At 67.9% G+C, this 22,212-nt stretch carries 18 protein-coding genes and 1 pseudogene; 9 read left to right on the plus strand and 10 right to left on the minus strand.

The window, feature by feature from the left end:
- Nucleotides 1-418 (plus strand): annotated as a pseudogene (locus ON43_RS45955) (hypothetical protein); the annotation flags it as partial.
- A gap of 10 nt (nucleotides 419-428) precedes the next feature.
- Nucleotides 429-893, plus strand: a complete 465-nt coding sequence (locus ON43_RS27125) for a DUF8821 family protein (protein ID WP_040811958.1) — start codon at nucleotides 429-431, stop codon at nucleotides 891-893.
- Here ON43_RS27125 and ON43_RS27130 read toward each other — a convergent pair.
- A complete protein-coding gene (locus tag ON43_RS27130) occupies nucleotides 877-2,115 on the minus strand; it encodes an FAD-dependent monooxygenase (protein ID WP_174416499.1) in 1,239 nt (412 codons plus the stop codon). The two genes, ON43_RS27125 and ON43_RS27130, sit on opposite strands and share 17 nt — an antisense overlap.
- A 114-nt stretch (nucleotides 2,116-2,229) precedes the next feature.
- Nucleotides 2,230-3,654 (minus strand): MFS transporter, encoded by a 1,425-nt coding sequence (locus ON43_RS27135; RefSeq protein ID WP_040811995.1) that lies wholly within the window; start codon nucleotides 3,652-3,654, stop codon nucleotides 2,230-2,232.
- A gap of 337 nt (nucleotides 3,655-3,991) precedes the next feature.
- On the opposite strand from ON43_RS27135, the gene ON43_RS42815 reads away from it, so the two are divergent.
- Nucleotides 3,992-4,627 carry a hypothetical protein gene (locus ON43_RS42815; RefSeq protein WP_157514211.1) on the plus strand — a complete coding sequence of 212 codons (636 nt, stop codon included), beginning with the start codon at nucleotides 3,992-3,994 and terminating at the stop codon, nucleotides 4,625-4,627.
- A gap of 84 nt (nucleotides 4,628-4,711) precedes the next feature.
- Here the strand turns inward: ON43_RS42815 and ON43_RS27145 are convergent, their stop codons facing one another.
- From ON43_RS27145 to ON43_RS27160, 4 genes are all read right to left on the minus strand, one after another.
- Nucleotides 4,712-7,240 (minus strand): ABC transporter permease, encoded by a 2,529-nt coding sequence (locus tag ON43_RS27145; RefSeq protein ID WP_245568769.1) that lies wholly within the window; start codon nucleotides 7,238-7,240, stop codon nucleotides 4,712-4,714.
- The gene (locus ON43_RS27150; RefSeq protein ID WP_040811961.1) at nucleotides 7,240-8,013 is read right to left on the minus strand and encodes an ABC transporter ATP-binding protein; all 774 of its coding nucleotides are present in this window, start codon (nucleotides 8,011-8,013) and stop codon (nucleotides 7,240-7,242) included. Before ON43_RS27150 ends, ON43_RS27145 begins: the two co-directional genes overlap by 1 nt.
- A 100-nt stretch (nucleotides 8,014-8,113) precedes the next feature.
- A complete protein-coding gene (locus ON43_RS27155) occupies nucleotides 8,114-9,841 on the minus strand; it encodes a serine/threonine-protein kinase (protein WP_040811963.1) in 1,728 nt (575 codons plus the stop codon).
- A 77-nt stretch (nucleotides 9,842-9,918) separates the two neighbouring features.
- Nucleotides 9,919-11,832: a serine/threonine-protein kinase gene (locus ON43_RS27160; RefSeq protein WP_040811965.1), complete on the minus strand. Its 1,914-nt coding sequence runs from the start codon at nucleotides 11,830-11,832 to the stop codon at nucleotides 9,919-9,921.
- A gap of 224 nt (nucleotides 11,833-12,056) precedes the next feature.
- Between ON43_RS27160 and ON43_RS27165 the strand changes: the two genes are divergently transcribed.
- The 4 genes from ON43_RS27165 to ON43_RS27180 all read left to right on the plus strand — a co-directional run bounded on the left by ON43_RS27165 (nucleotide 12,057) and on the right by ON43_RS27180 (nucleotide 16,339).
- Entirely contained in the window at nucleotides 12,057-12,827 is a 771-nt protein-coding gene (locus ON43_RS27165) for a deoxyribonuclease IV (protein WP_040811967.1), read from the plus strand.
- A 104-nt stretch (nucleotides 12,828-12,931) separates the two neighbouring features.
- The gene (locus ON43_RS27170; RefSeq protein WP_040811969.1) at nucleotides 12,932-13,882 is read left to right on the plus strand and encodes a TauD/TfdA dioxygenase family protein; all 951 of its coding nucleotides are present in this window, start codon (nucleotides 12,932-12,934) and stop codon (nucleotides 13,880-13,882) included.
- A 322-nt stretch (nucleotides 13,883-14,204) separates the two neighbouring features.
- Nucleotides 14,205-15,416 carry a CaiB/BaiF CoA transferase family protein gene (locus ON43_RS27175; protein ID WP_040811970.1) on the plus strand — a complete coding sequence of 404 codons (1,212 nt, stop codon included), beginning with the start codon at nucleotides 14,205-14,207 and terminating at the stop codon, nucleotides 15,414-15,416.
- Nucleotides 15,413-16,339: a hydroxymethylglutaryl-CoA lyase gene (locus ON43_RS27180; protein ID WP_040811972.1), complete on the plus strand. Its 927-nt coding sequence runs from the start codon at nucleotides 15,413-15,415 to the stop codon at nucleotides 16,337-16,339. Before ON43_RS27175 ends, ON43_RS27180 begins: the two co-directional genes overlap by 4 nt.
- An 11-nt stretch (nucleotides 16,340-16,350) precedes the next feature.
- Here ON43_RS27180 and ON43_RS27185 read toward each other — a convergent pair whose 3' ends face one another.
- Nucleotides 16,351-16,599 carry a hypothetical protein gene (locus ON43_RS27185; protein WP_051179331.1) on the minus strand — a complete coding sequence of 83 codons (249 nt, stop codon included), beginning with the start codon at nucleotides 16,597-16,599 and terminating at the stop codon, nucleotides 16,351-16,353.
- A gap of 304 nt (nucleotides 16,600-16,903) precedes the next feature.
- Here ON43_RS27185 and ON43_RS27190 point away from each other — a divergent pair, with 304 nt between their 5' ends.
- Nucleotides 16,904-17,413, plus strand: a complete 510-nt coding sequence (locus ON43_RS27190) for a hypothetical protein (protein WP_040811976.1) — start codon at nucleotides 16,904-16,906, stop codon at nucleotides 17,411-17,413.
- Nucleotides 17,414-17,574: 161 nt separating this feature from the next.
- Here ON43_RS27190 and ON43_RS27195 read toward each other — a convergent pair whose 3' ends face one another.
- The 3 genes from ON43_RS27195 to ON43_RS27205 all read right to left on the minus strand — a co-directional run bounded on the left by ON43_RS27195 (nucleotide 17,575) and on the right by ON43_RS27205 (nucleotide 21,221).
- Nucleotides 17,575-18,720: a hypothetical protein gene (locus ON43_RS27195; protein ID WP_040811978.1), complete on the minus strand. Its 1,146-nt coding sequence runs from the start codon at nucleotides 18,718-18,720 to the stop codon at nucleotides 17,575-17,577.
- A 194-nt stretch (nucleotides 18,721-18,914) separates the two neighbouring features.
- Nucleotides 18,915-20,042 (minus strand): acyl-CoA dehydrogenase family protein, encoded by a 1,128-nt coding sequence (locus ON43_RS27200; RefSeq protein WP_040811980.1) that lies wholly within the window; start codon nucleotides 20,040-20,042, stop codon nucleotides 18,915-18,917.
- Between the two features lie 9 nt (nucleotides 20,043-20,051).
- On the minus strand, nucleotides 20,052-21,221 hold the full coding sequence (locus ON43_RS27205) for an acyl-CoA dehydrogenase family protein (protein ID WP_040811982.1): 1,170 nt from the start codon (nucleotides 21,219-21,221) through the stop codon (nucleotides 20,052-20,054).
- 159 nt (nucleotides 21,222-21,380) lie between these two features.
- Here ON43_RS27205 and ON43_RS27210 point away from each other — a divergent pair, with 159 nt between their 5' ends.
- Entirely contained in the window at nucleotides 21,381-22,187 is an 807-nt protein-coding gene (locus ON43_RS27210) for a hypothetical protein (protein ID WP_051179330.1), read from the plus strand.
- The last annotated feature ends 25 nt before the right edge of the window (nucleotides 22,188-22,212 follow it).

A 22,212-nucleotide genomic window follows, 5' to 3' on the forward strand; every position in this document is an offset into this window, starting at 1 on the left:
GGTGATCCAGCAGGCCCCGACGCCGACGCCGTCGACCCCACGGCCTTTGGTGGGCCCCGGCCCGGCCTACACCGGCCAAGGTCCGAACCCGACCTATCCGGTCCCTCCGCAGTCGACCCCGTCCTACCCGCACCAGCCGATTCAGAATCCGCCGATCTCCACCCCGGCGTACCCGAGTCAGCAAATGCCCCAGACCAATTACGCGCCCCGCACCGCTCCCCCGCCCACTTACACGCCGCCGCAGAAGAATTCGAGCACCACAGCGTGGCTTATCGCCGCCATCGTCACGGTGCTGGTTATCGTCATCATCGTGATCGCGGTGATCATCAGCAGCAGTAAGTCCAAGGCCGATGCTCCGCAGCACCCCGACACCATCGTCACCTCGGCGTTGGTGATCTCTGGCGGTACATACGAGTAAGGAGTTCACCGTGGCGTACGTCGTGGATTTCAAGAACGTGTCGACCGTCGGTCTGGAATCCTCGCCGGTGGCGGATGCGCTGGCCGGGCTGCGGGCGAACGAGGCTCGGTACTTCAAGAACAAGTACGACCACGACTTCACGGTGGTGCCCGCCGACGAGGCCGAGGACTCCATCGATTGGGTGAACCGAATTCTCGCGGCGGAGAAGGATCTCGTCATCGAGTCCCCGCCGCTGGAGGTTTCGGCCTTCAAGGTCGAGAACATCCGGTGGACCTACGTGTTCTACAAAAACGGCCTGTCGATCAATGTGCTGTACACCGAGGACGACCCGAAGAAGCGCGCCGTCGGCTTCAAACTCTCCGACGGCATGGAAGTCCCGGCCGAACTCGACTCCCGCTTCAAATTCGCGAGGCAGAAGTCCAAGCTGGCCGGGACCATTCGAGGCAGCTACTTCGTCATCAAGCAGGAGTGGTGACGGCTCGGTAGTCGTCGAGCTCGATCGCGTTGGCGGCGTGCACGAGTGGCTTCATGATCGAACGCAGGGCCATGCCCTTCCACGGCAGATAGCGCATCACCCGGATGGCGGTGATGTGGACGCGGAGCGCGCCGGGCGTCGCCGCGACCATGTCGTTGGCGTTCTTCCAGCCCAGGTCGAGGTTCTCGGCGATGTAGTCGCGGAGCTTGCTCTCGTAGCGGGCGAAGGCGAGCGCGTGATCGCCTGCCGCCGCGGACAATTCGCCCGCGAGCACGTACGCGCCGACGAGCGCCATGCTGGTGCCCTGGCCGGAGATCGGCGACGGGCACCAGGCGGCGTCGCCGACCAGCGCGACCCGGTCACGGCTCCACTGGTCCAGCCGGATCTGGCTTGCGACATCGAAGAAGAAGTCCGGCGACTCCGGCATGGCGTCCAGCAGGCGCGGCACCTCCCACCCGGCGTCGGCGAAGGCCTCGGCCACCGCGCACCGCTGGGACGCGAGGTCGTGCCGGTCGGGTAGATGGTCGGGCGCCGGAAAGATGAACTGCGCCTTGGCCGCCGCGCCGCGGGTGCTGTAGAGCTGCACGATGTGGCCGGGTGTGGGATGCACCAGTTCCCAGTGGTCCAGGCCGAGTTCATTGGGCACCGAGAAGACGCAGACCGCGAGGCCTGTCGATCGGGAGAATTGGTCCTCGGGCCCGAAAACCGTTCGGCGCGTGGCCGAATGCATGCCGTCGGCGCCGATCACCAGATCGAAATCCCGGGGCGCGGAGTTCTGGAAGGTGACGGTCACGCGGTCGGTGTGCTGGTCCAGTCCGGTGATCGAATCGCCGAAGACGTACTCGACGTCGGCGGCGGTGGCGTCGAACAGGATTCGCGCCAGGTCGCCCCGCAGCACCTCATCGTCCGCGGCGGTGCGCAGCCCGATGAGATCCGGTCCCAGGGTCGCCAGCCGCTTGCCGGTGCGGTCGACCCAGTCGCCGCCGCGCATGGCGGTCGAGGCTCGACTTATCCGGTCCCGCAGGCCCATTCGGTCGATGACCGCCATGGCGACGCCTCGAATGTCGACCTTGTAGCCACCCTCCCGCAGGTGCGGGGACTGCTCGACCACGGTGACGGTGAAGCCGTATCGGTGCAGCCAATACGCCAGGGCGGGACCGGCGACGCTCGCGCCGCAGATCAAGACAGTCTTGTTCACTGATTGCCGTGCTGTCGTTGACATGTCTTCGACGCTAGTTCGCGGTCGACGGACTCGGACGGGACCGATCACGCCAATTGCGTGCTCGCCGATACCACGCACTTCCATTCGGAAATGCGTGGTATCGAACGGGATTCGTCACACTCCCGCGGTGACCGGCTGGGCGCGGCGGGCCGGTGAGCGGAAGGTGGCCAGGGCGAGAGCCGCGGCGACCACTCCGATGACGGCGGCCGCGAGGAAAGCGGCCGAGAACCCGTCGGTCAGGGCGGCCGGGTCGCCGAGCCGATCGGCTCCGGCGTGGGCGGCAATCGCGGTGACCACGGCCAGGCCGAGCGCGGAACCGATCTGGTAGCCGGTGTTCACGATGCCCGAGGCCAGGCCGCCCTCCTGCGGCGGGGCGGCCGAGATGGCCGTCTGGAGGGTGGGGATGAAGGCCAGGGACATGCCGAGGGCGGCGACCAGCGAGCCGGGCAGGACATCGACCCAGAAATTGCCGTCCGGGCGGATGAACGACAGCCAGACCAGCCCGGCCGCCAGCAGCAGCAGTCCGGCGATGGTCATGGTGCGAGCACCGAAGCGCGCGAACAGTTTCGGCGAGATGGCGATCATGCCCACCATGATCAGCGCGGTCATCGGGAGCAGCGCCGCGCCGGACGGGAAGGCCGAGTAGCCGAGCACCTGCTGCAGGTACAGGTTGAGGAAGAACCACATAGGCACCCACGCCGCACCCAGCAGCACCTGGGCGAGATTGGCCGCGCCGAGATCCGGTGCACGGAAGATGGCCAGCGGCATCAACGGCTCCTTGCGGCGAGCCTGAACGGCGACGAACGCACCCAGCAGAACAGCCGCCGCCACCAGCACCAGCCAGGTCGTTGCCGAGGCCCAATCAGCGCGCACCACACCGAATACCGCAGCGCCCAGGCCGAGAGTGGCTGTCACCGCGCCGAGTACGTCAACGCGGGCATTCGGCGCCATCGCACCATCGGGCACCAGCGCCGGCGCGGCCAGCAACGCCACCACGGCGATCGGGATATTGATGTAGAAAACCCAAGGCCACGAGGCATATTGAGTGATGAGTCCACCCAGGAACACCCCTGCGGTGCCACCCGCGGGCGCCGCGGCCCCGTACACGGCGAACGCCTTGGTCAACTCACTCGGATTACCGCCGAACAACATCATGAGCAATGTCAGCGCCGAAGGTGCGATGAGCGCAGCACCCGCACCCTGCACGCCGCGCCCGATCAACTCCACCGCCGCATTCCCGGCGAGCCCCGCGACCAGCGACCCGACACCCAGTACGCCCCAGCCGATCTGGAAGATCCGGCGGGCTCCCACAATGTCGGACAGCTTGCCGCCGAGCAGCAGCAGGCCACCGAACACGACGACGTAGGCATTGAACACCCAGGACAGATTCCCCTGCGAGAAGCCCAGCGAGTCCTGCATCTTCGGCAACGCCACACCGATGATCGACGTGTCCATGATGACCATGAACTGAGCAAGGGCAATGAGCCCCAAGGCAATCCACCGCCGCGACGCAGGCGGCGCAGCATTCGAGATGGACATAGAAATCACTCCCCTGACGAGAGTCCGGGCCGCCGTGCGACCACCGAAAGTTCCAACTCGATATTGATACCCCCAGGGGGTACTAAGGGAACAGGTGTGAGCCGTGTGACCCTTCTCATACCCCCAAGGGGTATATCGCAGCCGAGGGAACAACCGACAGGCCCGCTAGCCCTGGTCGACGCCACGGGTCGACCACGAAGTTCGTTCGAGCGGCAGCGGAATCGGTTCGGCCAGGCCCTCTTTCGGCGTGCCGGAGTGTGTGAAACGCCCGTACGTAATATCGGGGGTGGATTTGCTGCCGGAGCAGTGGCGGCAGGCTGTGGATGAAAGGATCCCGATGACCACCGAGACCACCGAAGACACCCGCCAGACGGAGACTCCGCAGGCGCCGATGACACGGGCCGATCAGCTACGCGCGGTGGTGACTCTGGTCAAATCGGGTGGATTGAAGCCGCTGGCGATCTACCTGTACGGCGAGCGGAAGAAGGCCGCCAAGAACACCATGTACCAGTACGTCGGCAAGGGAGTCATGGCGGGAACGGCCGCCCTGCACCGCGCTCTGGTGCCCGTGGCGACCGCACCCGACGCGGGGCCGGTGCGCGACCGGCTGATCGAGCTGCTCGACCGCCAGGCCGAGGTCATCCACGCCGCACCGGTGCGCAAGGTGGCCCTGACCTGGCTCGCCGCGGGTACCCCGGTTGATCTGGGCACGCAGCTGAGCAAGGCCGACATGTTCCGGCTGGCGTTGAACTACCACTACCGCCAGCCGTTCGAGGAGTTGTTCGCGACCGAGGAGGGCCGTGCGGCGCTCGGTACGGACAACGTGCCCGCGGTGGTCGCGCAACTGGTCGGCCCCATCGCCTATGGCCGCCTGGTCGGGGCCGCCCGCACCACCCACAGCGACCATGTTCGCATCGTCGACGAGTTCCTGGCCGCGCATCGCCGGCCGGAGACCGAGGGCGATCAGCCGTGACACTTCACCGATCGCGCGCGGCTGACCTGAACAGCCAGTCGAACCCGACCTGACATCGGCAGGAACGGATACTGCGCCGGCCGCCTACAGGTCGGCGATCGCGGCCAGCGGGGGTGTCCGCGCCGCCCGGATGGCGGGCCACAGGGCGGCCAGGACGCCGACTATGCCGGAGGCGAGGAGCATCAGGACGATTTGGGTCCAGGGGACGGCGATGGTGGAGATGCCCAGTTCGGCAAGGGTTTTGAGGAAGCCTACGCCGAGGCCGAGGCCCAGGATGACGCCGACTACCGCGCCGAAGATGGCTATCAGCATGGATTCTAGGTAGATGCTGCGGCGGACCTGTTGGCGCTGCATGCCTACCGCGCGGAGCATGCCGATTTCGCGGCGGCGTTCGACGACCGATAGGGCCAGGGTGTTGACGATGCCGAGGATGGCGATCACCACGGCCAGGGCCAGGAGGCCGTAGAGGATGGCCAGGAGGGTGTCGATTTGTTTGCCTTGCGCGCCCTTGAAGTCGTCTCGGTCCTGGACCTGGACGATCACGTACTGTTCGGTGGCCTTCTCGAGGTTTTTGCGCATGGCGGGGAGGTCGGCGCCGGGCTGGCCCTTCACCAGGACCAGGAAGCTGCTCTGGTAGCTGACCGGAACCGTCTTCTCGTACAGCGCCTTCGAGGCGACCAGCGACTGCAGCAGCTGGGTGTCCTTGTAGATGCCGGCGACGGTGACCTTGTACTTCTTGAAGTCCAGGCTGGTCACCTCGACGCTGTCGCCGACCTTCCAATCATGGTCGCCCGCATAGGTTTCCGACACCATGATGTCGTTGTCGCCGAGCTGGTCGGTGCCCTGCTTCATGGTGTAGTTGAGGACCTTGTCCATCGGACCCTCGGGCACGGTGCCGATCAGCTGCTTGCCGTCGACCTTGAGCGCGATGCCATGGAAGGCCACCACGTCCTTGACCTGCGGCACCTGCTTGACGGTATCGGTGGCGGCCAGGGGGACGCCGATGATGCCGCCGGGCGGGCCCTGCAGGATGTAGTCGGCGGTCACGCCCTTGTCGACCAGGTCGCTCACGCTGGCCTTGGCCGAGGAGCCGAGCATGCCGATGGCGGACACCAGCATCAGGCCCAGCGTCAGCGCGAATGCGGTCGCGGCGGTGCGGCGCGGATTGCGAATCGCGTTGTTGCGCGCCATCCTTCCCACCGGACCGAAAGGCCGCACCAGCACGCTGAGCCCGCTCACCACCGGCCGCGACAGCGCCGGGGACGCGAACAGCACCGCGAGAATCAATGCGGCAGCGCCGATTCCGACCACCGAGGCCGCGCCGCCGCCGGTACCGCGGGCGCCCAGCACGACCAGCACCACACCGGCCACCGCCAGCACGGCGCCGATAATGGTCCGCACCCGCAGCGACTCACCGGACGAATTCGCTTCCGAGCGCATGGCTTCCACCGGCGGCACCTTGGCCGCCCGGCGTGCGGGCGCGTACGCGCTGAGCACCGTCACGAGGGTGCCGACGCCGAGGGCGACCAGCACCGTGCGCGGCTGCAACGACATGGTGCCGGTGGGCAGCCCCAGCTTGAAGGCATTGAGCAGCCCCGACAAACCGAACGCCAGCCCGACGCCCGCCGCGAGACCCAGTGCGCTGCCGATCAATCCGACGATCAGCGACTCCCCGACCACCGAGCGCGAGATCTGCCGGCGGCTAGCACCGACCGCGCGCAGCAGCGCCAGTTCGCGCAGCCGCTGCGCCACCAGCATCGAGAAGGTGTTGTAGATGATGAACGTGCCCACGATCAGCGCGATGGACCCGAACGCGAGCAGGAAGTAGTTGATGAACTTCAGCGCATTGCCCAGCTGCTGCTTGAAGTCGTCGCGGACCTGATCGGCGTCCTGCACCTTGTAATCGGGCAGCGCGGCCTTGATCTGATCGCGCAGATCATCTGCCTTCACACCGGGATTCGCGGCGATATCGACATAGGCGACATGCTGGCCGTCGGTGAACAGCTGGCGCGCCTGCGAGTCCTCGAACTGCAGCGCGATGAACCCGCCGGTGTTCGAGGCGTCGATGTCGTAGATGCCCGAGACGGTGACATCGATATTGCCCTTGGACGGAACCAGCACCTTGGTGTGGTCGCCGACCTTCAGCTCCGCCCGCTCCGCACCGCCCTTGTTGATGGCGATCTCACCGGGCCTCGACGGCGGCGTGCCCTCGATGAACTTGTCCGGCTCCGCCACCGACTTCCCCGGCGGCAGATACGACTGGCCGATGGTCGGCGCACCACCGGTCTGCACGGCATGCCCGTCCTTCAACAGCATGACCGGGCCGTTGACGCTGGGCGCGACCGTCTTCACGCCGTCCATGTGGGAGATCTTGTCCACCACATCGTTCGGCACGCCCAGCGACTGCTGCTCCTTGGGCGAGACCCGGACATCCACTCCGCGCGCCTGCGTGGAGAAGATGCCGTCGAAGGTGGACTGCAGGGTGTCGGTGAAGATGAAAGACCCTGAGATGAAGGCGGTTCCGAGCACCACCGACAGCACGGTCAGCACCAGTCGCACCTTGTGCGCGGCGAGATTGCGCAAGGCGACCTTGCGCATCGGGGAGGCAGACATCAGAGCGTCTCCAGCGACTTCATCTTGTCGAGCACGGATTCGGCTGTCGGCCCGCGCAATTCGTCCACGATCTTGCCGTCGGCGAGGAACACCACCCGGTCGGCATAGGAGGCGGCGCGCGGATCGTGGGTCACGATGACCACGGTCTGACCGAATTCGTCGACGGCTGCGCGCAGAATGCTGAGCACCTCACCGGAGGAGTGCGAGTCCAGGTTGCCGGTCGGCTCGTCACCGAAGATGATGTCCGGCTTGCCCGCCAGCGCGCGGGCACACGCCACACGCTGCTGCTGGCCGCCGGACAGCTCGCTCGGACGGTGGGTGAGCCGGTCGCCCAGGCCCAGCCGCTTGACCACGGTCGAGAGCCATTCCTCGTCGGCCTTGCGGCCCGCGATGTCCAGCGGCAGCGTGATGTTCTCCAACGCGGTCAGCGTCGGGACCAGGTTGAACGCCTGGAAGACGAAGCCGATGCGGTCCCGGCGCAGAGCGGTGATCTGCTTGTCCGAGAGCCGGGTGAGATCCGTCTCACCGATGTGCACCGCGCCCGTGGTCGCGGAATCCAGACCCGCCAGGCAGTGCATGAGCGTCGACTTGCCGGAGCCCGAGGGACCCATGATGGCGGTGAACTCGCCCTTCGCGAACTCGGCCGTCACCCCGGCCAGCGCGTGGACCTGCGTATCGCCCGACCCGTAGATCTTCACTAGATCGGTCGCGCTGGCGGCGACCGCGGCCGCGCCCTGCTCCAGGCTGACGGAATCCGAGACGTTCGAAGTCATGATGTCCAGTGTGTCGAGGTTCGAGGGCTCATGCCATCCGGGAACTCCCTGATGGGCTACTCCTCACAGACTCCACACAATTGCCGGGGGCGGCCAGCCCTCAATTGATGGGGGCGGTCCGCCACCAGTCCATGAGCTGCTCGTCGGTGGCCAGGAACGCGGTGCTGTACATCAGGAAGGCGTGCTTGCCGTCGCCGGAATGGAACTCCGTCACCAGCCGCGGGCGCAGCAGCGCACTGCCGCTGAGCTGGTAGTTCGTGTACTGGTTGCCGTGCACCTTGACGTCGGTCTTGGTGTAACCGGACAGGGCGGCCAGCGCGTCCTCGGCGTCGGCGGCCGAGCGGTACATGACGAAGCGGTACGCCGGATGACCCATGCCGGTGCAGTTCCAGGCGATCTCCCACGCCCCGAGATCCGGGTCGCCCGACCCCGAGTCGGGTGGGGGTGAGGCGGGTTCGTAGGTCGTGCACGACGCGCCCTGGTAGCCCGTGCCGGAGTTCGAGGTGGAACTCGGGTCGGCCTGGGGCAGCATCTGCGGGAAACGCTGGCTCAGCAGTTGGGCGGCCGCGCCCGCGTGCTCGGGCAGGCCCGCCGCGGGATCGGTCGTCTCGGTGACGGTCGGCTCGGCGGCCTCGGTGGTCGGCTCCACGCTGGTGGTGACGGTCGTATTCGAATTCGACGACCGATCCAGGATGGCGACGCACCCGGCGATCGCCACCAGCGGCAGCACCACGACGGCCGCCGCGCCCAGCAGACATCCGCGCATTTTCGAGCGCTTCTTGCGGCGGGGTGGCGGCGGGACGGGTCGCGGCGTGGGCGGCGCGGCCACCTGGGCGGTGTACCGCGAAGTCGCGGCGGGACGCTGCCCCGGGGCGGAACCATGCCGCCCCGGCGCGGAATGCTGCTGTCCCGGAGCGGAATTCGAGTCGAACGGCGCGGTCATCACGGCCGTCGGCTGCGGCGCGAACGGCGCGTGCGCCAGCACCTGGGTCGGACCGGCCGGATTCTCCAGCGCCTGCTGGGCGGCGGTCGCGAACTCGGTGCACGAATCGAACCGTCCCTCAGGGTGTTTCGCGAGGGCGCGGGCCAGCACCGCGTCCAGCGACGGCGGCAGGCCCGCGCGCAGCGAACTCACCGGCGGCGGAGCCTGATTGAGATGGCCGTGGATGATGCCCACCGGATGCTCGGCCGCGAACGGCACATTGCCGGTGAGCAGCCGGAACAGGGTGCAGGCCAGCGAGTATTGATCCGAGCGCGGATCCAGCGGCTGACCGGACAGCTGTTCCGGCGAGGCGTAAGTGAGCGTCGCGGTGAACGAGCCGGTCTGCGTGAGCTTGGTGGCGTCATCGCGCAGTCGGGCAATGCCGAAGTCCGCCAGGAAGACTCGCTGCTCGCCGTCGACATGCTCGAGCAGGATGTTGGCGGGCTTCACATCCCGGTGCAGCACGCCCCGCCGGTGCGCGAAGTCCAGGGCGCGCGCGGTGTCGGCGATGATCGCAATCGCCTGGCGCGGCGGCAGATTCGCGGCCTCCAGCTGCGCGGCGTCCGGACCGTCGATGTAGCGCATGGCGATCCACGGTTGCGCGTCATCGATGCCGCGGTCGTAGACGGGCACGATATTCGGGTGATCGAGCCGCGCGACCAGATCGGCCTCCCGCTCGAACCGCCGCCGGACCTCGATATCACCGAAGACATCGCGACTCAGCAGCTTGAGCGCGATCAGCCGGGGCAGCCGCGGATGCCGGGCCAGATACACCGATCCCATGCCGCCCCGGCCGAGTTCGCGTTCGATCTCGTAACCGGCGAACACTTCCCCAGCGCGAAGCACACAGACCCTTTCGACCGACTCCTTCGGTTCGCGACCCTACGTGGCCCGGCGCTGGGCTGTCATCTGCGCAGGTCAGGTCAGTTGAGCGGGGCGTTCTTCCACCACTTCAGGACCGGGTCCAGGCTGCCGGACAGGCCGTCGGTGTACATCAGGTACTGGGTGCGGCCGGAGTCGGTGAAGGCGGTCACGATGCGCGGGTGGCTGTCGCCGGTGAGCTGGTAGTTGGCGTAGGTCTTGCCGCCGTTGACGTCATTGGACTTGGTGTCCGGGGTCAGGCCGCTCAGCACCGACTGCGCGGCGGCGGCCGAGTCGTAGGCGAAGATGCGGTAGAAGGGGTCCTTGTTGTCGCTGCCGCCGTAGCAGCGCCACTGCACGGTCCAGTCGCCGAAGTCGGGGGTGCCGTCGGTGGCGTCGGAGGCGACCGGGGAATCGGCCACCCAGCAGGTCGCGCCGTTGTAGCCCTTGCCGCCGGTCTTGGTGGCGGGCAACAGCTTCGGGAACTCCTTCGCCGCGGCGGACCAGTCGATCTGCTTGTCGCCGGCCGGCGCGTCGGTCGCGGAGATGGTGGGCGCGCTCTTGGTGGAACTCGACTTGCTGCTGCCCGCGGCGGCCACCACCGCGACCACCACGATGAGCAGCAGCACCACGGCGATGATGATGCCCACCAGCAGACCGGTATTGGACTTCTTCGGGGGCGCGGCCCGATGCCCGCCGACCGGTGCGACCGGCGGCCGCTGCGGCTGCACGGGCGCCTGATACGCGTAGGACGGCTGCGAGGTGTACTGGTTGGTGCCACGGCCGGTGTAGTTGCCGGTCACCGGCTTCGGCGGGGTCGGATTGGCCTGCGGCGGAGTGGGATACGGCTGCGCGGGACCGGTCTGGGGGCGCGGGCCGGCGGTGGGCATGGGCGCACCGGTGTACGGCATGGCGGTCGGCGTCTGACCGCCCGTCGGCATCGGACCACCGGTCTGCATCGGACCACCGGTCTGCATCGGAACACCGGTCGGCATCTGTCCGCCGGTCTGCATCGGCCCGCCCGTCGGCATGGCGCCGCCGGTGTACATGGGCATGCCGGTCGGCATGGCGCCACCGGTCAGCGGCGGGGCCACCGGCATCGGCGGGGCGGTGCGGCCGACCAGCGGCATGGCGGGCGCACTCGGATGCGCGAGGGCGCGGCGGGCCGCGGCGGCGAACTCGCTGCAGCTGGCGAAGCGGTCCTCGGGCCGCTTGGCCATGGCCTTGGCGATCACCATGTCCAAGGACTGCGGCAGCCCGGGACGGCTGTTGCCCAGCGGCGGCGGCGGATTCTGCAGATGACCCTGGATCACCGCGGCCGGATTGGTGGCCGAGAACGGGCCGTTGCCGGTGAACAGCCAGAACAGGGTGCAGGCCAGCGAGTACTGGTCGGAGCGACCGTCCAGCGCGGAACCGGTCAGCTGCTCCGGCGAGGCATAGGCCAGGGTCGCGGTGAAGGTGCCGGTCTGAGTGAGGTGACCGCTGTCGTCACGCAGGCGCGCGATGCCGAAGTCGGTGAGATAGACCCGCTCGCCCTTACCTCCGGTGGAGCGGGCCAGCAGGATATTGGCGGGCTTCACATCCCGGTGCAGCACCTCGTTGCGGTGCGCGTAGTCCAGGGCGTCGGCCATCTCGGCCACGATCTGCACGGCGCGCTCCGGCGGCAGCGTCGAGGGTGTGACGCTCGCGGCGTCGATGCCGTCGATGTACTGCATGGAGATCCACAGCTGTCCGTCCTCGAGCCCGCGGTCGTAGACGGTGACAATATTGTGGTGGTCCAGCTGGGCGACCAGGTCGGCCTCGCGCTCGAAGCGGGCGCGGACCTCCTTGTCGAAGACCATCTCCCGATTGAGCAGCTTGAGCGCCGTCAGGCGGGGCAGCCGCGGATGCTTGGCCAGATACACCGAACCCATGCCACCGCGGCCGAGCTGCCGTTCGATGACATACCCAGCAAAAACGTCACCTTCGGACAGCATGACGATCTCCCACTTTCCACTCCGCGGCCGGGACCCACCAGCCCGCGAGGTACTACAGACGATCGGCGTGATCGCGAGAACCGATCCGAAAACACCGAAACTGTAGCCGATTCGCGGCCTACCGAACTATCTATGCAAGGCCCGCTAACGCAACACTCAACGTTTGCTTGTAGTCGCAGGTAACCGCCGTCCCCCTGTCAGTGGTCAGGGATAGGCTGTTCCGCATGCGTATTGGAGCTCACGTCCGCATGGACAGCGACCCGATCGGCTTCGGCGAGAAGCTGGGGGCCGACGTCATCCAGATGTTCGTGGTCGATCCGCAGAGCTGGGACAAGCCCACACCCCATCCGCGGGCCGAGGAGATCAAGGCCAGCGATATCGACGTGGTGGTGCACTCGTCCTATCAGATCAATGTGGCCAGCCTGAACAACCGGCTGCGCATGCCCTCGCGCAACGCGGTGGCGCAGCAGGCCAAGGCCGCGGCCGAGCTGGGCGCCATCGGGCTGGTGGTGCACGGCGGGCACGTGCGCTCCGACGCCGAGATGGTGGAGGGATTCGTCAACTGGCGCAAGCTGTTCGAGCGCCAGGCCGACAAGGGCGGGTTCCCGGTACCGATCCTGATCGAGAACACCGCGGGCGGAAACCACGCCATGGCACGGTATTTCGACGATATCGGGCGGCTGTGGGACGCGGTCGGGGATTTCGGCGCCGGGTTCTGCCTCGACACCTGCCACGCGTGGGCCGGTGGTGAGGAGCTGGTCGGGATCGTGGAGCGGATCAAGGCGATCACCGGGCGCATCGATCTGGTGCACCTGAACTCGTCGCGGGACGCGTTCGATTCGGGTGCGGACCGGCACGCGAACTTCGCGGACGGGACGATCGATCCGCAGCTGCTGGCGGAGGTGTGCAAGACCGCCGGTGCTCCGGTGATCCTGGAGACCCCGGCCGAAGGTGTCGCCGACGACCTGGCCTACCTGCGCGAGCACGTCGGATAAGCCCGTTTCGATCCGGCTGATCCTGAACCTGTTTCGCCGGGCGTGACGCTGGTGTCCTGAGGGAGGCCCGAATACGGGCCGTTCCTCCGGGCGAAAGGCATTGCATGTCCGTCGATTACGCAACTTCCAATATCACTGTCGTGCAGCTGGGCAGCAAGATCGGCGCGCGGATCGACGGCGTCCGGCTGGGCGGCGACCTGGACTCGGTCACCGTTCAGGCCATCCAGGACGCGCTGCACAAGCACAAGGTGATCTTCTTCCGCGGCCAGGAGCACCTGACCGAGGACGGGCAGTACGAGTTCGCGCAGCTGCTGGGCGCGCCCACCACCCCGCACCCGACAGTCACCTCCAAGGGCGTCAAGACCCTGCCCATCGACTCCGAGTACGGCCGCGCCAACAGCTGGCACACCGATGTCACCTTCGTGGACCGGATTCCGAAGGCGTCGATCCTGCGCGCGGTGCACCTGCCGCCCTACGGCGGCTCGACCACCTGGGCCTCGACCGTGGCGGCCTACGACTCGCTGCCCGCTCCCTTGAAGGCCCTGGTCGAGAACCTGCGGGCGCGGCACACCAATGCCTACGACTACGCCGCCGACCGCACCGAGGTCGCGCGCGGCGAGAACGAGCAGGTGACCGCGAACATCAAGGCCTACCGCGAGGAATTCGAGTCCAGCTACTACGAGACCGAGCACCCGGTGGTGCGCGTGCACCCCGTCACCGGCGAACGCGCCCTGCTGCTCGGCCATTTCGTGAAGAACTTCGTCGGCTTCTCCGCCGCCGAATCCCAGGCCCTGTTCCAGCTGCTGCAGAACCGCGTCACCCGCCTGGAGAACACCACCCGCTGGAACTGGCAGCTCGGCGACGTCGCGATCTGGGACAACCGCGCCACCCAGCACTACGCCATCGACGACTACGACGGCCAGCCCCGCCGCCTCACCCGCATCACCCTGGCCGGCGACGTCCCGGTCGGCGTGAACGGCGAGACCAGCACCATCATCGCCGGCAATGCCGAGCACTACTCGATCATCGAGGAGGTCGCCGCCCGCGCCGCCTGAATACCGGCGCGGGGCACCGCGATTCGCGCGGTGCGGGGTGTCTGCCACTCACCCTGCCCCGCCCGAACCGCGGGCCGACACGACTCGATGCCGTGGATCGCGATGCACTTGCGCACATCGTGACCGACGGCCCGGCCGGTGCGACGACGAACCTCTCTCTCGACGTCGCACCGGCCCTCGTCATTCCGGCGTGCTTTTGGCCGGAATCCACACCGTCCGCGTTGGATCCCGGCCAAAAGCACGCCGGGATGACAGAGGCCAGCTACACCCGGGATGGCAGAGGCCGATCACATCGGCAACGCCGGTAGGCCAAACTGTGGGCATGGAGATTCGGCCGCTGGATGGTGTGCGGGTGTTGGAACTGGGTAACTACGTCGCCGCGCCGACGGCCGGGCGGATACTCGGGGACTTCGGGGCCGAGGTGATCAAGGTCGAGCGGCCGAAAACCGGTGATGAGCTGCGGAATTGGCGGTTGTACGGCGGGGATACGTCGATGCTGTACCGGACGGTCAATCGGAACAAGAAGTCGATCACGCTGGATCTGCGGACCGAGGCGGGGCGCGGGATCGTGCTGGATCTGATCAAAGAGTGCGATGTGCTGCTCGAGAACTTCCGGCCCGGCATGCTCGAGAAGTGGGGGCTGGGGCCGGAGGCGCTGAACGAGGCCAATCCGGATCTGGTGATCACGCGGATCTCCGCGTACGGGCAGACCGGTCCGCTCGCGCAGCGGCCGGGCTTCGCGGCGGTGGCCGAGGCGGTCGGCGGGCTGCGCGAGCTGGTGGGCGATCCGGATCGGCCGCCGGTGCGGGTGGGTGTGTCCATCGGCGACTCGATCGCGGGGATCTACGCCGCTTTCGGCACCGTCATGGCCCTGTTCCAGCGCGAGCGGGTACAGCGGGTTCCCTTGGAGCAGCGCATCATCGACGTGGCACTCAACGAATCCATCCTGTCGGTCATGGAGTCGCTGGTCCCCGACTATCTCGCCTACGGCATCAACCGCGAGCGGGTCGGCGGGCGAATGGAAGGCATCGCGCCCAGCAACGCGTACCCGACCAGCGACGGTTACAGCATCATCATCGGCGGCAACGGCGATGCCATCTTCCAGCGGTACATGCAGGTCATCGAGCGCCCCGACCTGGCGGCCGATCCGGAGTTGCAGGACAACGCCGGACGCTGGCGCAACCGCGAGCGGCTCGACGCGTCGATCGCCGATTGGAGCCGGACCAAGACCCGCGACGAGGCCCTGCGGATCCTGGAGGCGGCCGCCATTCCGTGCGGTCCCATCTACACCGCCGCCGACATCGTCACCGACGAGCAGTACAAGGCGCGCAATATGATCCAGCCGTTCCGGGTGGACGTCGGTGAGCCGGAACCGAAGGAGGTCGGGTTTCCCGGCATCGTCCCGGTCATCGGCGGGCAGTCGCTGCCGATCCGCAATGTCGGCCCGGATCTGGGCGAGCATACCCGCGAGGTGCTGTCCGGACTGCTCGGCATGTCCGACTCCGATATCGAGGCACTGGAGGCGAACTCATGAGTCTGCGGGATGTCACGCTGCGCGACGGGCTGCAGCTCACCGGCAAGGTGCTGCCCACCGAGCGCAAGGTGGAGATCGCGCGCCGGCTGCTGGCGCTCGGCGTTCCGGAGCTGGAGATCGGGTCGATGGCGCGGCCGGATCTGGTGCCGCCCATGGCCAATACCCTCGAACTGGTCGCCCGGCTGACGCCGGAGGAACTGGAGCGCTGCTGGGTGTGGGTGGCCACGCCGCGGCACGTGGCCCGGGCCGCCGAGGCCGGGGTGCGCAACTTCCAGTACTGCTTCTCGGTGTCGGACGCGCACAACAAGGCCAATATCGGCCGCACCACCGAGGACAGCGTGGCCGCCATGCCCGAGGCCGTGCGCCTCGCGCAGGAGGCGGGCGGGCGCATTCAGCTGTGCCTGGCAACGGCTTTCACCTGCCCGTTCGACGGGCCCGTGGATCCGGCGCGGGTGCTGGCCATCGCCGCCGATCCCCGCACGGAGGGCTCGTCGGACATCGTCATCGCCGACACCCTGGGCCAGGCGTACCCGGGTCAGGTTGCGGCACTGATCGGTTCGGTGGCCGCGACCGGGCGCTGGGGAACCCCCGAACAGCGCATCGTGTTCCACGGGCACGACACCTGGGGCATGGGCGTGGCGAATTCGCTGGCGGCGCTGACCGCGGGCGCGGCGGTGGTGGACGGTTCACTCGGCGGGCTGGGCGGGTGCCCGTTCGCGCCGGGGGCGTCGGGCAATACCGCGAGCGAGGATCTGTTGTTCGCCACTAGGCCGGAATGGTTTACCCCGTCCGTATTGTCGGACCTGGTATCGATTTCCGAAGATTTGCTGAAAGAACTCGGCGAAGCCAATCGTTCCCGCACAGCGGAAGGCGCACGGTCGAAAGCCGAGGCATTCGAATGGGTTATCGGCGCGAACAATTAGTTCGCGAGAAATTAGCTAGGGTGTGCGTCCGCGCGTAGCTTCAACAAAACCAGGCCCGCGGTGCAGGCGAGAATCAATCCGGCGACGGTGATTTCGACGCGCAGCCCGGCGATGCCGAGCACCGCACCGGTGAGTCCGCCCAGGAAGATCAGCCAAGCGACGACCCGGGCCAGGATTGCCGACATTCGCAGCGCCCCGGGGGCCGCGGGCTCCCCCGCACGCAGTGATGCGCGCAATGGAGAGGTCGAAAAAGCACCCATCATCCACTCCTCGATAGACGCCCGCCGGGTCTCGCGATTCTTCGGCGCGTCCCTCGGCTAATTCCGAGCGTCTCACGTGTAACTTTGGACACAGATTACGGCCCGGCAACGGAATGTCCAGACGACACGTATGCGAAACGCGCCGAGTTTACTAATTCGATATCTGAATCACCCCTGTTTGAAATCTTTTCGAGGCTTCCGGAATCGCCCGCCTTGTCGCGCTAGCGAACCGACCACCCGCCTGGCCCAAGCCCGCAGCCTCCGTTAGGGTGAGCCCACTCGACACGAATCAGGAGTGCCCCCAATGGACGGCAGCAACGCCGGCGCGGACGACCGCGCGGTCACCCCGCTGCGTCACCTGCCCAAGCCGGTGGTGGGTGCCGCGGCCGCGGTCGGCGTCGTCTCGGCCAGCCTCATCCTGCTCGGCGCCTGCGGCCTCGGGCACACGGACACGTATGTGGCGCCCCCGCCCATCAACGCCGATCTCCAAGCGGCCCCGGTGACTTCGGCCAAGGGCACCAGCACGACCCCCGCCGTGGTCATCCCGCCCTCCCCCACCTGGCGAGTCGCCGCCGACATGCCGTCGCGCCGCGCCCCCATCTCCACGATCACCGCCACCCCGGATGATCCGGCCGCGACCACCCGCACGACTCCGCCGATTTCGGGTCGCCCGACCACCACCCGGCCGACGACCACCACCGAATCCCCGCGCCCCACAACCGAACCCCCGGTCACCACCGTGCCGGAGACCACCCTCGCGCCGACAACAGCGCCCACCACCGACCACGCCGCCACGGACAACTCCGACGGCTGAGCGCTGACGGAAGCCCAGCCCGTCATCCCAGCGTGAGCCCAACCCGTCATCCCGGCGTGCTTTTGGCCGGGATCTCGCTGTCCGAGGTGGATTCCGGCCAAAAGCACGCCGGAATGACGATGAGAATCTTCGACCAGGCGCTCTGCGGCCCGTCTGACCGCTCACCACTCCCCGTCTTCGACCGGTTTGCCTTTCTTGTCGCCGAGGTGATGGACCTGGCCCGGGGTCGGGTTCTGCCAAGGCTCGTGGTCGTCGCCGAGCCAGTCGCCGACCGGGGTGACGTTCGCCAGGGGCTCGGCCGGGGCCAAATCCGTTGCGTCGGAGTCGAAGTAGTCGAACCAGGGTAGGCCCGCGGCGGTGTAGGCCTTGCGGTCGACCGGGGACGGAGGCGCGGCCTCGCCGGTGATGCGCTGCCAATCGGGCGGGGTCACCAGGTGGACGAAGAGGCGGGCGGAGGGTTGGACCGACCATGCCTCCAGGGGGCGGTCGTCCTTGAAGATCTCCTGGCGCATGGTGCCGCCGACGCCCAGGCCCATGGTCTTGGCGCGCGGGCGCCGCTGTCCGAACAGACGGGCCGACGAACCGGGGGCGGCGCTGCCGGGCGCGGGCAACGGGGGGCCTCCGAGACCCGGCGCAGACGGGGGCGCGCCATAGCCGGGCGGTGCGGCGCTACCCGGGGCGGGCGCGCCGAAAGCCGGTGGCGGGCTTGGCATGGGGGCATAGCTGATCGCGCGGACGCGTTCGGCCGCCTCGGCCCGGCGGCGTTCCTCTTCGGCCCGCCGCCAGCGCGCCAGCTCGGTGTCGTTGAGCGAGAAGTTCTGGAGCTGGATGCCGCCGTGCGTCTCCTCGCCAGTGATCTGACCCTCCACGGTCGCGCCCAATCCCAGTGGGACCGCGATGAATTGGCGGATGGTGCCCGAGCCGGAGTTGATGCCGTCGAGCCACGGCTGCTTGGGCAGCACGACATAGTTCTGCGGATCGCGGCCGAGCCGGTCACTCCACGGCTTGCCGGAGACCGCGCAGACCTTGCCCACACCGATCTGCAATGCGGCGGGCTCGGTCGCGGAGAACGACAGCCACATCGCCTCGCGCAAGTACATCGGCAGCATCACGCCACCACGCTTGGCCCATTCCTCCGGCACCGAGTCCACGTAATCCGCGACCCGCCGCACTGGAAACTCGCCCAGCCCCGGCGGCAGGGGATGTGTCCCTTGCTCGGGCAATCGCAGCGTGCGGATGAACCGCACCCCCACCCCACCGGGAAGCACCAGGGTGTTCCCATCCAGCCGTACAGTTTCTCCGCCCACCCCTAGACCCTACGCGCGCCAATCTCCTTGCCCCCACCCAATTTCCAACTTCGCACCCCATCGCCCACTATCTGGGACACCCGCCCTCGAGAACGCATTCGTGCAGGCGAGCGAGTTGCGAACGACACCAATGCATTATCGGCGGACACGGGTCGCGCCCCTGCCGGTTGGAGGGGGCGCGACTCGAGGCGAGGCTAGAACTCGACCAGGGTGTAATCCCCCACGCGGTCGGTGAGGACGCGCAGGTGTTCCAGGTCGCCGCCCAGGGTGCGGGCGATGGCGGTGAGGCGGGCGACGTAGTGGCTCACCGGGTATTCGGTGGTGATGCCGATGCCGCCGTGCATCTGGATGGATTCCTGGCCGATGTGGCGGGCGGAGCGGCCCACCTGGAGGCGGGCGCGGGAGGCCGCGACCTGGTCGGCCGAGCCGTCGTCCACCGCGGCGGTGGCGTAGAGGCTCATGCTGCGAGCCAGTTCCAGCGACACGTACATGTTCGCGGCCCGCTGGGTGAGGGTCTGGAACTTGGACAGCGTGACGCCGAACTGCTTGCGGGTCTTCAGATATTCGGTGGTCAGGCGCAGCGCCTCTTCCATCGCACCCAGCGATTCGGCGCACAGGCTGGCCTGCGCGGCCACCGTCACCGCGTCGACCACCGGCCGCGCATCGCCGCCCTCGCCGAGGAGTTCGGCCGCGGCGGAGGCGAATTCGATCTGCGCGCCGCGGCGCTCGTCGAAGGTGCGGTAGCCGGTGCGGGTGACACCCTCGGCGTCGGCCGCGACCAGGAACAGGCCGATCTCGCCGCCGGGCAGGGTCGCGCTGACCACGAGCTGGTCGGCGCAGTCACCGTGCGGCACCGGGTTCTTGACGCCCGTGACCCGGTAGGTGTCGCCGTCGAGCACCGCGGTGGTGGCGAGTTCGGTTGCGGGCCAGCGGCTTCCGGGCTCCGCATCCGCGAAGGCCAGCAGCGTCTCGCCCGCGACCAGCCCGGGCAGCACGCGCTCGCGCTGCGCGGCGGTGCCCGCGCGGGCCACCAGCTCACCCGGCACCAGCACGGCGTCGAGCAGCGGTTCGGGCGCGTTGCGGCGGCCGAGTTCCTCCATGACGACCATGGTCTCGACCGGTCCGGCCCCGACGCCGCCGTCCTCCTCGGCGAAAGCCAGTCCGAGGACGCCGAGTTCGGCGAGCTGCCGCCACACGTCGCGGCTCCAGCCCAGGTCGGTGTCGGTGACCTTCAGCAGTTTCTCCGGGTCGTAGGCGCGGCCCAGCAGGTCCCGGACCGTATCGCGCAGCATGACCTGTTCATCGGTGAGTTCGAAATCCATGGCGGCAGCTCACAATCCGAGGATGGTGGAGGCGATGATGGTGCGCTGCACCTCGCTGGAGCCTCCGTAGATGGTGGTCTTGCGGTAGTTGAGGTAGCCGGGGCCGCTGCGCTGCGCCCAACCGGGCGAGGCGATGTCGTCGGCGTGCACCGGCAGCGCGTCGGGTCCGGCGATGTCGAGCAGCAGTTCGGTGGCCGCCTGCTGCAGCTCCGAACCCTTCAGCTTCAGCACCGAAGACGCCGGATTCGGCTTGTCGCCGGTCGAATTCGACACCACGCGCATCAGGGTGAGCTCCAGCGCGAGCAACTCGTTCTCCAGTTCGGCGATCCGCGCGGCGAACACCGGATCCTCCAGCAGCGTGCCGCTGCCCGAACGGATCTGCGCCGCATACTCCTTCGCGACGCCCAGCTTCACCTTGGTGCGCCCGACGCCCGTAATACCGGTGCGCTCGTTGCCGAGCAGGAACTTGGCGTAGGTCCAGCCCATGTTCTCCTCGCCGACCAACTGATCGGCGGGCACCCGGACGTTCTCGAAGAAGACCTCGTTGACCTCGTGGTGGCCGTCGATCAGCTTGATCGGGCGAATCGTCACGCCGGGCGTCTTCACATCGAAGAGCAGCATCGAGATGCCGGCCTGCTTCTTGGCGGCCGGGTCGGTGCGCACCAGGCAGAAGATCCAGTCGGCGTACTGGGCCAGCGTGGTCCAGATCTTCTGGCCGTTGACGATGTAGGAGTCGCCGTCGCGCACCGCGGTGGTGCGCAGCGAGGCCAGGTCCGACCCCGCGTCGGGCTCGGAAAAGCCCTGGCACCACCAGATGTCGAGGTTGGCGGTCGGCGGCAGGAAGCGCTGCTTCATCTCCTCCGAACCGAACTGGGCGATCACCGGTCCGATCATCTGGGCGTTGAAGGTGAGCGGCTCGGGTACCGAGGCCAGCTGCATCTCGTCTTCCCAGAGGTGGCGCTGCATGGGCGTCCAGTCCTGGCCGCCCCACTGGACCGGCCATTTCGGCACGGCCAGGCCGTTCGCGTTGAGGATGCGGTGGGTGGTGACGATGTCATCGCGAGAGAGTTCGAGACCGTACTTCACACGGTCGCGGATCTCCGCCGGGATCTTGGTCCGGTAGAACTCGCGCAGTTCGTCCCGGAATTTCACCTCATCGGGTGATAGGGCCAGCTTCATTGCTTCTCCCGAGCGTCGCTGTGATGTCGCCAATAAACTTACCCCCCGGTAATGAGTTGGCTGTCGGCCGGATCACACCGACCGGATGGCTCGACGCGGCGACTCTCATGCGGAGCTGGTACGTTGCCGGTAATCCGTATCCGATGAGGAGCAGCACGAGTGAACGGTTGGACCACGTCGCGGCGCGCTCTCGCGGTCGCCGCCCTTTCCGCCACGGCAGTTCTGGGCGCGACCAGCACTGCTGTACTCAGCACAGCAGGCACGGCGTCCGCCGATCAGCCGAAGACCCCCGCCGAGATCGGCTTGGACCAGCTCACCCAGGAAGTCGGCGACAATGTCGCGGGCAAGACCGCGGTCGCGAACATGGCCAAGACCGCCCAGCTGGTGGCCGCCGCGAAGCTGGAGAACATTCAGTTCACGCCGTTCTCGTACCTCGCGCCCACCCTCGGCTGCGGCTTCAATATGCCGTTCAGCCTCACCCAGGCCATGGCCGTCAGCGGTGTCACCACCCAGAACCACACCGAGATCGCGCTGCCCGCGGGCAATGTCAGCTTCCAGGCGCTGGCGCAGCAGAACGGCTTCCCGCTCAACTCCGGCCTGACCGTGGCCTGGCTGAACGTGAACAACGGCCGCAGCGGCATCACCGCGCTCGACGACCGCACCGAATACAACCTCCCGGCGCTGTCCAAGACCGTGGACGCGGGCGCGGGCAATGTCATCGCCTCGCTGTGGGGCACCATCGACTACCCGAACGCGCGCTGCGTGGTGCTGCCGACGGTCGGCCTGTTCTCCGTCGCCGACACCCCGCCGCCGGTCCCGCAGGTCGATCCCGCCAAGCCGGATTCGTCGGCCCCGACCACCTCGGCCGCGCCGACCACCCCCGCGACGCCCACCACCCCGGCCCAGGCCCCGGACAGCCCGGCCGCCACCGCTCCCGACGCCGGTTCCGGCACTCCCGCCAACTGACGCGACCGCTCCGTCATTCCGGCGC

It is taken from the genome of Nocardia concava NBRC 100430, assembly GCF_000308815.1.
Classification (GTDB): Bacteria; Actinomycetota; Actinomycetes; order Mycobacteriales; family Mycobacteriaceae; genus Nocardia; species Nocardia concava.

Coding starts and splice junctions, on each gene's coding strand:
- ON43_RS27190 (WP_040811976.1), top strand. CDS start 16,904: ATGGACGGCAGCAACGCCGGCGCGGACGACCGCGCGGTCACCCCGCTG.
- ON43_RS27180 (WP_040811972.1), top strand. CDS start 15,413: ATGAGTCTGCGGGATGTCACGCTGCGCGACGGGCTGCAGCTCACCGGC.
- ON43_RS27135 (WP_040811995.1), bottom strand. CDS start 3,654: ATGTCCATCTCGAATGCTGCGCCGCCTGCGTCGCGGCGGTGGATTGCC.
- ON43_RS27175 (WP_040811970.1), top strand. CDS start 14,205: ATGGAGATTCGGCCGCTGGATGGTGTGCGGGTGTTGGAACTGGGTAAC.
- ON43_RS27200 (WP_040811980.1), bottom strand. CDS start 20,042: ATGGATTTCGAACTCACCGATGAACAGGTCATGCTGCGCGATACGGTC.
- ON43_RS27160 (WP_040811965.1), bottom strand. CDS start 11,832: ATGCTGTCCGAAGGTGACGTTTTTGCTGGGTATGTCATCGAACGGCAG.
- ON43_RS27150 (WP_040811961.1), bottom strand. CDS start 8,013: ATGACTTCGAACGTCTCGGATTCCGTCAGCCTGGAGCAGGGCGCGGCC.
- ON43_RS27170 (WP_040811969.1), top strand. CDS start 12,932: ATGTCCGTCGATTACGCAACTTCCAATATCACTGTCGTGCAGCTGGGC.
- ON43_RS27185 (WP_051179331.1), bottom strand. CDS start 16,599: ATGGGTGCTTTTTCGACCTCTCCATTGCGCGCATCACTGCGTGCGGGG.
- ON43_RS42815 (WP_157514211.1), top strand. CDS start 3,992: ATGACCACCGAGACCACCGAAGACACCCGCCAGACGGAGACTCCGCAG.
- ON43_RS27130 (WP_174416499.1), bottom strand. CDS start 2,115: ATGTCAACGACAGCACGGCAATCAGTGAACAAGACTGTCTTGATCTGC.
- ON43_RS27145 (WP_245568769.1), bottom strand. CDS start 7,240: ATGTCTGCCTCCCCGATGCGCAAGGTCGCCTTGCGCAATCTCGCCGCG.
- ON43_RS27165 (WP_040811967.1), top strand. CDS start 12,057: ATGCGTATTGGAGCTCACGTCCGCATGGACAGCGACCCGATCGGCTTC.
- ON43_RS27205 (WP_040811982.1), bottom strand. CDS start 21,221: ATGAAGCTGGCCCTATCACCCGATGAGGTGAAATTCCGGGACGAACTG.